At 63.6% G+C, this 11,935-nt stretch carries 12 protein-coding genes; 2 read left to right on the forward strand and 10 right to left on the reverse strand.

Translation table 11 applies throughout. From position 1 onward, the window contains the following. The 5 genes from SB822_RS32250 to SB822_RS32270 form a co-directional block, all read right to left on the reverse strand. Nucleotides 1-330 (reverse strand): hypothetical protein (locus tag SB822_RS32250; RefSeq protein WP_410856455.1); only part of this gene is annotated, 330 nt, incomplete at its 3' end. A gap of 59 nt (nt 331-389) precedes the next feature. Continuing rightward, nucleotides 390-1,823 (reverse strand): MFS transporter, encoded by a 1,434-nt coding sequence (locus SB822_RS32255; protein WP_269138817.1) that lies wholly within the window; start codon nt 1,821-1,823, stop codon nt 390-392. Nucleotides 1,824-2,976: 1,153 nt separating this feature from the next. Then, nucleotides 2,977-3,279, reverse strand: a complete 303-nt coding sequence (locus tag SB822_RS32260; protein WP_410856456.1) for a DUF190 domain-containing protein — start codon at nt 3,277-3,279, stop codon at nt 2,977-2,979. A 31-nt stretch (nt 3,280-3,310) separates the two neighbouring features. After that, nucleotides 3,311-3,700 carry a hypothetical protein gene (locus SB822_RS32265; RefSeq protein ID WP_007745747.1) on the reverse strand — a complete coding sequence of 130 codons (390 nt, stop codon included), beginning with the start codon at nt 3,698-3,700 and terminating at the stop codon, nt 3,311-3,313. Nucleotides 3,701-3,802: 102 nt separating this feature from the next. Beyond that, nucleotides 3,803-4,129: a DUF190 domain-containing protein gene (locus tag SB822_RS32270; protein WP_007745746.1), complete on the reverse strand. Its 327-nt coding sequence runs from the start codon at nt 4,127-4,129 to the stop codon at nt 3,803-3,805. Nucleotides 4,130-4,322: 193 nt separating this feature from the next. Here SB822_RS32270 and SB822_RS32275 point away from each other — a divergent pair, with 193 nt between their 5' ends. After that, a complete protein-coding gene (locus tag SB822_RS32275; protein ID WP_410856457.1) occupies nt 4,323-5,135 on the forward strand; it encodes a class I SAM-dependent methyltransferase in 813 nt (270 codons plus the stop codon). Here the strand turns inward: SB822_RS32275 and SB822_RS32280 are convergent. From SB822_RS32280 to SB822_RS32295, 4 genes are all read right to left on the reverse strand, one after another. Then, on the reverse strand, nt 5,132-5,713 hold the full coding sequence (locus tag SB822_RS32280; RefSeq protein WP_009770375.1) for a TetR/AcrR family transcriptional regulator: 582 nt from the start codon (nt 5,711-5,713) through the stop codon (nt 5,132-5,134). The two genes, SB822_RS32275 and SB822_RS32280, sit on opposite strands and share 4 nt — an antisense overlap. Nucleotides 5,714-5,787: 74 nt before the next feature. Beyond that, nucleotides 5,788-7,467, reverse strand: coding sequence for an ATP-dependent DNA ligase (locus SB822_RS32285; RefSeq protein WP_410856458.1), 1,680 nt, complete (start codon nt 7,465-7,467; stop codon nt 5,788-5,790). Next, nucleotides 7,464-8,540: a ligase-associated DNA damage response exonuclease gene (locus tag SB822_RS32290; RefSeq protein ID WP_410856459.1), complete on the reverse strand. Its 1,077-nt coding sequence runs from the start codon at nt 8,538-8,540 to the stop codon at nt 7,464-7,466. Before SB822_RS32290 ends, SB822_RS32285 begins: the two co-directional genes overlap by 4 nt. Nucleotides 8,541-8,728: 188 nt before the next feature. After that, nucleotides 8,729-9,133, reverse strand: a complete 405-nt coding sequence (locus SB822_RS32295; protein WP_079488148.1) for a hypothetical protein — start codon at nt 9,131-9,133, stop codon at nt 8,729-8,731. Nucleotides 9,134-9,287: 154 nt separating this feature from the next. Here SB822_RS32295 and katE point away from each other — a divergent pair, with 154 nt between their 5' ends. Next, nucleotides 9,288-11,447 carry a catalase HPII gene (gene katE / locus SB822_RS32300; RefSeq protein WP_410856496.1) on the forward strand — a complete coding sequence of 720 codons (2,160 nt, stop codon included), beginning with the start codon at nt 9,288-9,290 and terminating at the stop codon, nt 11,445-11,447. Nucleotides 11,448-11,534: 87 nt separating this feature from the next. Here the strand turns inward: katE and SB822_RS32305 are convergent, their stop codons facing one another. Then, the gene (locus SB822_RS32305) at nt 11,535-11,882 is read right to left on the reverse strand and encodes a DUF3564 family protein (RefSeq protein WP_079501129.1); all 348 of its coding nucleotides are present in this window, start codon (nt 11,880-11,882) and stop codon (nt 11,535-11,537) included. Between the last annotated feature and the right edge of the window lie 53 nt (nt 11,883-11,935).

Here is an 11,935-nt window from a genome sequence, read left to right on the forward strand (position 1 = left end):
TGTTAGCCGCTTTCTTTTGCCTACTTTTCTTTGCGGCGGCAAAGAAAAGTAGGTGCCGCCCCGCACAGGGGCGACGCTTGAAGTGCGAAGGCATGACGCGGATGCCAGCGCAAGGGCTAAAGCCGGAAGGCAACGCCTGAAGCACGAATGCAAAACGCGAATGCTGGCGCAACGGCTAAAACCTGAAGGCGACGCCTGAAGCACGAAGGCAAAACGCGGATGCTGGCGCAACGGCAAAAACCGGAAGGCGACGCCTGAAGCACGAATGCAAAACGCGGATGCCAGCGAAAAGACCAGCACACCCAACCCGCCCGCGCCGAGAAAACGCAAACGCGGATGCCAGCGCAAACACAAAAACACCGACCAGCGTCGCAGACAACAAAAAAAACCTACTTTGTGGTGACCTCTCTCTTCCCCCTCACAATCTCATCCCCAGCATTAGCCGACAACTTCCTGGTAACAAGAATCGAAGCAAACGAACAAAGCCCAACCACAACAAACGCGGGCCAGAAATCCGACCATTGCAGAGCAGCATGCCCATGCACAGCACGAGTAATCGACAGCACAATCCCCGCAACGGTAACCCCAAGCCCAAGAGAAATCTGCTGCACAACACTGCCGAGGCTAGTCGCCCGACCCACATCACGGCTTTCAATCTCCGCATAAGTCATCGAGTTCAAACTCGTAAACTGCAAAGCAGGAAAGAACCCACCAAGCAGCACAATGACCCAGATCAACCACGTCGGCGTCCCAGGGAAAAACGCACCGCACGCGGCAATGGCGATACCCGAATACGCCGCGTTATACATCAGCACAGTGCGAAACCCCCAGCGTCGCAAGACAGTGGCAGCAAGCGTCCGCATGAACATGCCACCAAACGCCGAGGCACACGTAATCAACCCCGATTCGAAGGCGCTCATCCCAAGCCCTTCCTGCAGCACAAGCGGCAGCAAAAACGGCACAGCACCAAGCCCGATACGAAACAGCGATCCACCCAGCACGCTAGCCTGAAACGTCGGCACGCGAAAAAACCGCAAATCGAGCAACGGACGCTCGACACGCCGCGCATACAGCACATAGATGCCGATCATCACAGCGCCGATCACCGTCATCACGGTGGCTGTCGTGCCAGTCACCAGTTCGCCGTCGGTGAGCGAAAGCCCAAGCAGAAACAGCGACGCGCCGCCCGCCGACAAAACGAAACCCAACCAGTCGAGCGGACCCGGATGCGGCTCGCGCGTGTTCTTGATGTACTTGTTGGTGAGCCAGATGCCCAGAATGCCGACGGGAATGTTGATGAAGAAAATCAGCCGCCAATGCAGATACGTCGTGATGAAGCCGCCGAGCAGCGGTCCCGCCGCAGGTCCGAGCATCGCGGGCACGCTCAGGTAGTTCATCGCGCGTATGTACTCGGAACGCTCCACCACGCGGAAGATGATGATCCGCCCGACAGGCACCATCATCGCGCCGCCCACGCCCTGTATGAAGCGCGCAACCGTGAACGTCGCGAGTGATGTCGACGCCGCGCACGCCAGCGAGCCGACCACGAAGATGCCGATTGCCGTGCGGAACACCGAGCGCGCGCCGAAACGGTCGGCCAGCCATCCGCAGACGGGAATGAACACCCCGAGCCCGAGCACGTAGCTGGTGACGGCGATTTTCAGTGTGACGGGGTCCCGGCCGAAGGCGCGCGCCATTTCAGGCAGCGCAGTGACGATGACATTCGCATCGACGCTCTCCATGAACATCGCGCAGGCGACGATGACGGGAGCGATAAAAGCCTTGATGGCAAGCAGCACGGGCGGCGAGCGATGTAAGTGAATGTTGATTATTGCATAGCCAGTCCGGCAAATGCCATGACGTTGTGGTTACAACTGGATTTTCAGTGCGGGGGCTAGTCGCTGTCGATATGTGTGATCTGCGCGTAACGAGCGCGGTGCGGGGTAAGCGATCGGGGGTTTTGCCTTTGCGCTGGCATCCGCGTGGCGCTTGCGCGGTGCAAGCGTTGCTCCCTGTGCGGGGCGGCAGATGCTTTGTCTGCGACGGCTGGTTGGTTTGCTTCGGGTTTTCGCTGGCATCCGCGCTTTGCCTTCGTGCTTCAAGCGTTGCCCCTGTGCGGGGCGGTGCCTGCTTTGTCTGCGACGGCTGGTTGGTTTGCTTCGGGTTTGCGCTGGCATCCGCGTTATGCCTTCGCACTTCAAGCGTCGCCCCTGTGCGGGGCGGCACCTACTTTTCTTTGCCGCCGCAAAGAAAAGTAGGCAAAAGAAAGCGGCTCACACCGCCAACATTTCTTCTTGCCTGAGGGCCCCCAACCGGTCCCTCGCTTCACACGGCAAACACGTGACTCATGCTTGTTGCCAACGCTCTTAATTGACGCCTCACCCGCTTCACGCACCTGCAATGCGGCACGCCGTGCCAGATATTCCACCGCCGCCCAGGTGGCAAACTGTGTGTAGGCCGTAGCACTGCACACGCCTCACTTCGAACCGATAGCGCACGCGTGCTGCGATGTAAGAGCACCAAGCTATACGACGCGACAGCCTACACACAGTTTGCCACCTGGGCGGCACGTACCATTCGCTGCCGCTTGCCCGAGTACGGGTATTCGAAGCGGGTGAGGCGTTCATTCGAAGCGTTGGCAACAAACATGAGTCACGTCGTTGCCGTGTGTAGCGTAAGACCGGTTGGGGGCCCTCAGGCAGGAAGAAGAGTTGGCGGTGTGAGCCGCTTTCTTTTGCCTACTTTTCTTTGCGGCGGCAAAGAAAAGTAGGTGCCGCCCCGCACAGGGGCGACGCATGAAGCACGAAGGCATAGCGCGGATGCCAGCGCAAACCCGAAGCAAACCAACCAGCAGTCGCAGGCAAAGCATCTGCCGCCCCGCACAGGGGCAACGCATGCACATCCCCCGGTCAGCTCCCGTGACGACAGAACAACCGATGATGCCCCTCCGGCCCGGCCGCTTCATCCCCGCCGATCTTAGCCAAACTCCACCGGCATGCGAGTAAAAAACACATGAACATTCGCCGCACGCACGATTTCGAGCAGACGATCCGCTTCAGCGTCCGTGGTCGCGAGGATCACCTGCTGCGGCTGGTCGCCGAGCGAGAGTGCATGCGCAGCATGAAGAGCACCCGCATGCCCAACGCCCTGCGCGCAACTAACCACCGTCGCGCCGCGAATGCCAAGCCCGCGCGCCTCGTGCAGCAGCCATTCGCACACGGTCTGATGACCGTGCCGCCGGTTGCGCTCAGTGAAGAAAGTCAATTGACAGCCGTTCATCGTGACGCTCGCCCGCTGGATGCCAACCCTGCTAGGCCCGTGACGCCGAAGCCGACGGCGCCCTGGCGCCCGCATGGCTCACGTGATGCCGCGCATAGTCGACCGCTTCGATCAGCACGGAGGCGATTTCGCCGACGCGCTCGCGCGGTATTCGGATCTCGACCCATTCGCGCATCGCCGAGCGGCCATACGGCTGGAAAGCGAACGCGCGGCCCGTGTCCACCAGCTGCGCCGCGCGTTCGGCGGGCAGCTTGATGCCGATGCCGCTGCCGTACACGCAAAACGCGAGATTCGAGCCGACGAACGCAGCCGGGCAGCCGAACATCGCGCCCGCGTGCACCGTAGGGTCCTTGTCCTGAACGTAAGCGAACACCGCATCGAACAGTCCGACATCATGCAAGAGTCTTGGCTCTGTTTTCATCGCGTTTCTCCTGTCGCCCGGATTCGCGTTGCACCGCTAGCGCGTGGATCGGTAAGCGTGTGCGTCGCTGTGTGCGTCAGACTTGAAGCAGATTACGCGCTTTCACGGCACACCGCTGCCGAGCACCTCGTAATCGACGGCGCAGCGCGTATAGAAGAGCGGCACGCTGCCTTGCCGCAGGCGGTTGAGCAGCGCATCGACGCGCTCGTTTTCTCCCGCGAGCGTGATGGCGACAGGCTGATCGGCGAGTTCGACAAAGCGCGCCGCGTGATATTTGCCGTTCACGTCCACGCATTCGCTGACATCGACGACCGTCGCGCCATGGATACCCGCTTGCCGCGCTTCGTCGAGTATCCAGCCGACTGTCGTCTGATGGTGCTTGCGCGGGCCGGTCGTGGCCGCGAACACGGTGAGCTGGCTGCCTTGCATGCCGACCTCCATGCGCTGTGCGCTGTCGTGCGAGAACCATTATCGCGCTGTGAACGCGCGCACGACAGTCTCGCAAGAGCGATGCCCGTTTGCCTTGCGACTGGTCATGATTACGGCACGAGGCGACCGCTGATCGATGCGGCAGTGCGTCATAAGCGCGAACATTTGCTCACGCGTAAATGGATCGTTCACAATGAACAGCTTCGATACTGAGATTACCGATATGACCGACCCCACGCCACATGTTCATCACGCCGCGTCGGAAGGCTACACGAAGGGCGCGAATACCTATGTCAAAGGCCGTCCCGACTATCCGCCGGAACTGGCAGGCTGGCTGAAAGGCGATCTGGCGCTCGGGCCGGGCAAGACGGCCGTCGATCTCGGCGCGGGCACGGGCAAGTTCACGCCGCGTCTCGTCGAAACGGGCGCAAGCGTGATCGCCGTCGAACCCGTTGCGCAGATGCGCGAAAAAATCGCCGCTGCGCTGCCGCAAGTCGATGTGCGCGAGGGCACTGCGCAGCGCTTGCCGCTCAACGACGCATCCGTCGATGCCGTGCTGTGCGCGCAGTCGTTTCACTGGTTCGCGATGCCCGCTGCGCTTGCCGAGATTCGCCGTGTGCTGAAACCGGGCGGACATCTCGGGCTCGTGTGGAACGTGCGCGATGCGCGCGTGCCGTGGGTCGAGCGGCTCGACGCGATCGTCAACGCGCGCGAAGGCGATGCGCCGCGCTATCACACGGGCGAATGGCGTAACGTGTTCCCGGCCGACGGTTTCGGTGATCTGGAAGAGCGGCACATGCCGCACGGGCACACGGGACCCGTCGAAGATGTGATCGTGACGCGCGTGCACTCGACAAGCTTCATTCTCGCGTTGCCGCCCGAAGAGTGGGCGCAAGTTGAGGGCGAGGTGCGCGCGCTGATCGCGTCGGAACCAGCGCTGAGCACGCACGATACGGTGACGGTGCCTTATGTGACGTACGCGTATCGGTTGAAGCGAGTGGGTTAGTGCTTGCGCACCAGCGCATCGACCAGTGCGAACGCCGTCTGCCTGAGCTTCTTCGGATCGCCGTAGACGCGTTCCATCACCGCGATGCCGCGCGTCGTCGTCACGATCAGGTTCGCTGCCTGCTGCGGCGGTAGCGTCAATTGCGCGCGTGCTTCTTTCGTGTCTAGCACGCTCAGGAGGGCCGCTTCGAGCGCATCGAGCATGGCCTGCAACGCCTCGCGCGGACGCGGCGAGTCCGGTTCGATCTCGACGGCCGTTTTCGTCGACAGGCAGCCGCGCGTGGGCGTGCCCTGCGAGATCGAGCGAATCGCGAAGGTGAAGAACGACGTCAGCGCGTCGTGCAGATCGGGCTTGTCGAGCGCCTTGCGCGCGTCCGCGACGAAACGCTGCGCATAGCGTTCGAATACGCGCATGAAGATCTCTTCCTTGTCGCCGTATGCGTTATACAGCGAGCCGCGCTGCACGCCCGTCGCTTCGGCGAGGTCCAGCATCGACGTGGCGCGAAAGCCTTTGCGCCAGAAGACGTCCAGCGCGTGCGCGAAGGCGTCGTCTTCATTGAACTGACGAACTCCTGCCATGGTTTGCCTCGGTCCTGGAAATGCCCAAAACCGTATTTTGACACCATTGGCTAGCATGCACAAAAATGCGGACATCAACGCGCGCGTTCGCGTTCGTCGATGAAACCTTTGAGCGTCGCCAGCGTGTCGGCGTCGTCGATGTGTTTGTCGGTGCGCCAGCGCAGCATGCGGGGAAAGCGCACGGCCACGCCCGACTTGTGGCGTGGACTCGCCTGAATGCCTTCGAAGCCGAGCTCGAACACGAGCGTCGGCGTGACGCTGCGTACGGGGCCGAACTTTTCGACGGTGGTCTTGCGCACAATGGCATCGACCTCGCGCATCTCCTCGTCGGTGAGGCCCGAGTACGCCTTCGCGAAGGGCACGAGCGTGCGCACGCCGTCGGCCTCGTCCCACACGGCGAACGTGAAATCCGTATAGAGGCTCGCGCGCCGGCCGTGGCCGCGTTGCGCGTAGATCAGCACGGCATCGACGGCATAGGGGTCGATCTTCCACTTCCACCAGGTGCCCGACGCCTTGGTTCGTCCCACGCCATACATCGACGTGCGCTCCTTCAGCATCAGACCTTCGACGCCGCGCGCGCGGCTCTCGTCGCGCGTCGTGGCAAGCGTGTTCCAGTCGCGCGCGTCGACGAGCGGCGATACGCGCAGAGGGTCTTTCGCGAGCGTCGCGCCCAGTGCATCGAGCCGCGCGCGCCGCTCGTGCAGCGGTTGCATACGCAGATCGTCCCCGTTCGCTTCGAGCAGGTCGTAGGCGAGAAACGTCGCGGGCGATTCGGCGAGCACGCGCTTCGTCAGCGACTTGCGTGTGATGCGCGGTTGCAGCCGCGCGAACGGAAGCGGCGCGAGCGCGCCGGGTTCCCACGCGAGTATTTCGCCGTCGAGTACGGTGCCGTCGGGCAGCGTCTCACCCAGGGCGACGACTTCGGGAAAGCGGTCCGTGATGAGGTCTTCGCCGCGCGACCATACCCACACGCGGCCATCGCGTCTCACCACTTGCGCGCGGATGCCGTCCCACTTCCATTCGGCGAACCACGACGACGGATCGCCGAGCGTCGCGGGATCGACCTGCAACGGATGCGCAAGAAAGAACGGATAGGGCAGGCCGAGTTCGCTTTCATGGCGGCTACGCGCGGTTTGCGCATCAGCGCTTGCGTCGCCGGAAGGCGCGGGCGCGATCAGGCGAAGATAGCGCGCGGCGTCGGGCGGCTGGCTCGAATCCGTCCAGCCGACCATGCGCTGCGCGATCAGCTTGTGATCGACGCCCGCCACATCGGCGAGCGCGCGCACCACGAGTTGCCGCGCCACGCCGACACGAAAGCCGCCGCCGATCAGCTTCGTCAACAGAAAGCGGCCGCTCCAGTCGAGTTCGTCCCAGTACGCGACGAGCCGCTCGCGCAGCGCTTCCGGCGAAGCGCCGCGCAGCGTCAGGATGCGCTCCTCGATCCACTGCGTGAGGCCAAGCTCCGAGGTGCGCGCGGCGGGCGGCAAGACATGCGCGATGGTCTCCGCGAGATCGCCGACGGCCTGATACGACTCTTCGAACAGCCACTCGGGCAGGCCGGCGCGGGTGCGCGCGATGTCGGTCAGCAGACGCGTCGGCACCGACTGGCGCGGCTTGCCGCCCGCCAGAAAATACGACGCCCACGCGGCGTCTTCGGGCGGCGCGGCGTGGAAATAGGAGATCAGCGCATCGAGCTTGTCGCGCGTCGATGTCGTGGCGTCGAGCGCGGTATAGAGCGTAGCGAAGCGCTTCATGATGCTTCGGGCGTCGATACGTCGGCGCTCATTGCAGGCTCGCTTTCGCTGGCCGCCGCTGCGTCTGCTTCGATTGCATCATCGCCGTACTCGGTTGCGAACGCGCCCGCTTCGAGACCTTGCTCGCGCAGCCAGCGCACCATCGGTTCGACCTGTCCATGCGTGACGATCACGCGCTGTGCGCCCGTCGCGGCGATGGCCGTTTGCAGGCCGGGCCAGTCGGCATGATCGGACAGCACGAAGCCGCGATCGACGCCGCGCCGCCGGCGCGTGCCGCGCAGACGCATCCAGCCCGACGCGAACGCGTCGCTGTATTCGCCGAAGCGCCGCAGCCATGCGCTGCCTTGCGCGGACGGCGGCGCGATCACGAGTGCCTGTCGGAAGGCCTCTTTGTTCTTCGCGGGAATCTCGCTGACGAGGCGCACGGGCGGCAGCGCGACACCCGCTGCGCGATACGCCCGATTCAATGGATCGACGGCGCCGTGACAGAAGATCGGGCCGATGCCCGCATCGATGCCCGCGAGAATATGCTGTGCCTTGCCGAACGAATAGCAGAACAGCACGGAAGCGCGACCGGTGGCCGCGTTGTGACGCCACCAACTGTCGATGCCGTCGAACACCGTTTGCGGCGCGTCCCAGCGGTAGATGGGCAGGCCGAAGGTGGACTCGGTGATGAAGGTATCGCAGCGCACGGGCTCGAACGGCGCGCAAGTGGGATCGGCGTCGAGCTTGTAGTCGCCCGAAGCGACCCATACTTCGCCGCGATATTCGACGCGCACCTGCGCCGAGCCCAGCACATGTCCCGCCGGATGCAGCGACACGTCGACGCCGTTGATCGCGATGCGCTCGCCATACGCGAGCGTCTGCAACGCGATGCCCGGTAGCCGCGACTGCAGCACGAGCGCGCCGGGTTCGGCGGCGAGATAGCGGCGATGCCCGAAGCGCGCGTGATCGGCGTGGGCATGCGTGATGACCGCGCGCTCGACGGGCCGCCACGGATCGATATGGAAGTCGCCTGGCGGGCAATACAGGCCTTCGGGACGCGCGACGATCAGGTCTGTCTGTTGGCTCAAAGCTTGTCTCCGCGAAGGACCCGGCGGTGTCTGCAGGCGTGCGCCCGTGCATCAATGGACTCGCGCGATACGGCGGAAGTTCATCGCGCGCGTCGACCGAAGCGGGCCGCAGGAAACGCAAAGCGCCCCGGCGTCGATATGACGCCGGGGCGCGTGAACAGCGGTCGCTTCCTACGATTCGACGGACATCACTGGCCGCCTTGGTTCGTGCCGTTCGTGCCCGGTTGCATCTTGCCGTTCTGCTGCATCGTGCCGTTGTTCGACCGGTTCATGCCCGCGCTATTCGGCGTCGAGCCCGTGCCTGTGCCCGCGCCGCCGCCTGTCGCGGTTGTGCCCGGCGTACCGTAGCCGCTGTCGTTCGTGCTGCCGCGCTGCATGCGGTTGACGCCTGCGCCGGGCGTTGCCACACCGCCTGCGCCACCCGCGTTGCCACCGCCCGCGCCCACGCCGTTGCCGGATGAACTGCCGCCAGCGCCGTTACCGCCGCCAGCAGCACCCCCGCCGCCCGCGCCGCCTGCCGCTTGAGCATAGACGCCGCCGGACAAAGCCATGACCAGTGCAGTAGCAAGTACCTTCTTCATCGTGCGTTTCATGGTCGAACCTCCCAGGATGATTTGATTGTCACGAGTCGGTGTTGTTGACCCGCCCGTGGATTCATTAGCGCAAACCCCGTGCCGCGCAAGCTGCACGACCGACTCGTCGTGAGTCACTTGCGTCTGGAACGGTGCTTGCGGAGACCCTTTGACGATGCAGGCGCAGACGCCCCGTGCGTCGCGCGGTTTTTCAGGCAAAGGAGCCCCACAGATGGCAAACAAGCAGCGTAACCAGCAGCCTTCCGCGCCGGCGGAAGATCTCAAGTCGAAGGATCTCGAACGCTCTCGCGCGCGTCCGCAAAACGAAGCGCTGCGCACGAACCAGGGCGTGAAGATCGCGGATAACCAGAACACGTTGCGCGCGGGTCCGCGCGGTCCGTCGTTGCTGGAAGATTTCATCATGCGTGAAAAGATCACGCACTTCGACCATGAGCGCATTCCGGAGCGCATCGTGCATGCGCGTGGCTCGGCGGCGCACGGCGTGTTTCAGGTCTACGAACCGATGGCCGAATACACGAAGGCAGCCTTTTTACAGGACCCGTCAGTGCAAACGCCCGTATATGTGCGCTTTTCCACCGTGCAGGGCCCGCGCGGGTCCGCCGATACCGTACGCGACGTGCGCGGCTTCGCGACGAAGTTCTACACATCGGAAGGCAATTACGACCTGGTCGGCAACAACATGCCCGTGTTCTTCATTCAGGATGCGATCAAGTTTCCCGACTTCGTGCATGCCGTGAAACCCGAAGCGCCGAACGAAATGCCGACGGGCGGCTCGGCGCACGACACGTTCTGGGACTTCGTGTCGCTCGTGCCCGAGGCCACGCACATGGTGCTCTGGACGATGTCGGACCGTGCGATCCCGCGCAGCCTGCGCACGATGGAAGGCTTCGGCGTGCACACGTTCCGCTTCGTCAACGCGAAGGGCGCGTCGCGCTTCGTGAAGCTGCACTGGCGGCCCGTGCTCGGTTCGTATTCGCTGTTGTGGGACGAAGCGCAAAAGCTCGCGGGCAAGGACCCGGATTTCCACCGGCGTGATCTGTGGGAAGCGATCGAGCGTGGCGACTATCCGGAGTTCGAGTTGGGCGTGCAGATCATCGAAGAGAAAGATCAGGATTCGTTCGGCTTCGATCTGCTCGATCCGACCAAGCTCGTGCCCGAGGAGATCGTGCCTGTGAAGATCATCGGCAAGATGACGTTGAACCGCAATCCGGACAACTTCTTCGCCGAAACCGAGCAGGTCGCTTTCCATCCGGGTCACGTCGTGCCGGGTATCGATTTCAGCAACGACCCGCTGCTGCAAGGGCGGTTGTTCTCGTACACGGATACGCAGATCAGCCGGCTTGGCGGCCCGAACTTCCATGAGATCCCCATCAATCGTCCCGTCAGCCCGAACATCAACAACCAGCGCGACGGCATGCACCGGCAGACGATCAACGTCGGCCAGGCTTCGTACGAGCCGAATTCAGTGAGCGACGCATGGCCCAAGGAAACCGATCCCGCTGCAAAGGATGGCGGCTTCGAGAGCTACGCCGAGCCGATGGAAGGCACGAAGATCCGCGTGCGCAGCGACTCGTTTGCCGATCATTTCTCGCAGGCCGCGCTGTTCTATCAGAGCATGAGCGACGTCGAGAAAGAACACATCGCGCTCGCGTATCAGTTCGAGCTGGGCAAGGTGACGAAGCCGGAGATTCGCGCGCGCGTGGTTAATGAGATTCTCGCGAACTTCGACGCGGGCCTCGCGGCGACGGTGGCTGAAGGTCTCGGCTTGCCTAAGCCCGGCAAGGGTGCGCGGCCAGCGGGCAAGCAAAAGCCTTCGCCGGCCTTGAGCCTGCTGAACCGCGGCGTGCCCGGCATCAAGACACGCAAGATCGCGGTGCTCGCCGCGCCGGGCAGCGATGGCGCCGCCATCAAGAGCGTGCAGGCGGCGCTGAAGTCGCAGGGCGCGACGCCCTTGCTGGTCGCGCCGACACTCGCGCCCATCGATGGCATGAACCCCGACGCGACGATCTCCGGCATGCCGTCGATCATGTTCGATGGCGTGGTGGTCGTGGGCGGCGCGCAGGGCACAAAGGCGCTCGCGCAATCGGGCGACGCGCGCCACTTCGTGCTCGAAGCGTTCCGGCATCTGAAGGCCATCGCGGCAACGGGCGCGGGCAAGGACGTGTTGAGCGCGTCGCATCTGCCCGAGAAAGGCGATGGCGTGTTCATCGGTGACGACGGCAAGGTCGAGGCGGTGTTGAAGCCGTTCATCGAAGCGGTGGGGCAGCATCGCGTGTGGTCGCGTCGGCAGATGGCTGAGACCGTGCCCGCGTGAAGCAAGCGACGTGCGCTCAGGCGTAGAAACGCCGTTGCTGCCATCGTGCAGCAACGGCGTTTTTTTGAGCGAGGTGAACGGCAGCGGCTAACGGCGCATCGAAGGCGAGCCTTCACGCTCGACGGCCTGCAAGCGCCAGAAGCCCGCGACGGCGTCGGGCCGCGAGTGCGAGATCCACGTCGCCTGGCCTTGTGCCGACGTCATATTGCCATGCCGGTCGAGGCGCACGCCGTACAGCGTGACGAGTGGCGCTTCGCTGCCGCGCGCGCACAGCGACATGACGTGCCCGTCCTCGCGCACCTCGCCCGACGACGGCAACTCGACGCCGCGTCGATCCTGCGACGTCCACGCGTGGTTAATCGTGTCGAGCCATAACACCGCGTAGTCGTGATTGACGGTCGGGTCGGATGTATTGATCAGAATCGACAGACGCATGAACCCTCCATGTCCGCATGATTGCAGTCGCCCGGACCTCGCGGCAGGGCAAT

Origin of the sequence: Paraburkholderia sp. SIMBA_054, assembly GCF_046534875.1 — a bacterium.
Classification (GTDB): Bacteria; Pseudomonadota; Gammaproteobacteria; order Burkholderiales; family Burkholderiaceae; genus Paraburkholderia; species Paraburkholderia hospita.

Bases quoted from the DNA above. Each gene is read 5' to 3' on its own strand.
- SB822_RS32260 (WP_410856456.1), bottom strand. From the start codon at position 3,279: ATGAACGGCTGTCAATTGACTTTCTTCACTGAGCGCAACCGGCGGCAC.
- SB822_RS32265 (WP_007745747.1), bottom strand. From the start codon at position 3,700: ATGAAAACAGAGCCAAGACTCTTGCATGATGTCGGACTGTTCGATGCG.
- SB822_RS32270 (WP_007745746.1), bottom strand. From the start codon at position 4,129: ATGCAAGGCAGCCAGCTCACCGTGTTCGCGGCCACGACCGGCCCGCGC.
- SB822_RS32275 (WP_410856457.1), top strand. From the start codon at position 4,323: ATGAACAGCTTCGATACTGAGATTACCGATATGACCGACCCCACGCCA.
- SB822_RS32280 (WP_009770375.1), bottom strand. From the start codon at position 5,713: ATGGCAGGAGTTCGTCAGTTCAATGAAGACGACGCCTTCGCGCACGCG.
- SB822_RS32285 (WP_410856458.1), bottom strand. From the start codon at position 7,467: ATGAAGCGCTTCGCTACGCTCTATACCGCGCTCGACGCCACGACATCG.
- SB822_RS32295 (WP_079488148.1), bottom strand. From the start codon at position 9,133: ATGAAACGCACGATGAAGAAGGTACTTGCTACTGCACTGGTCATGGCT.
- katE (WP_410856496.1), top strand. From the start codon at position 9,288: ATGCAGGCGCAGACGCCCCGTGCGTCGCGCGGTTTTTCAGGCAAAGGA.
- SB822_RS32305 (WP_079501129.1), bottom strand. From the start codon at position 11,882: ATGCGTCTGTCGATTCTGATCAATACATCCGACCCGACCGTCAATCAC.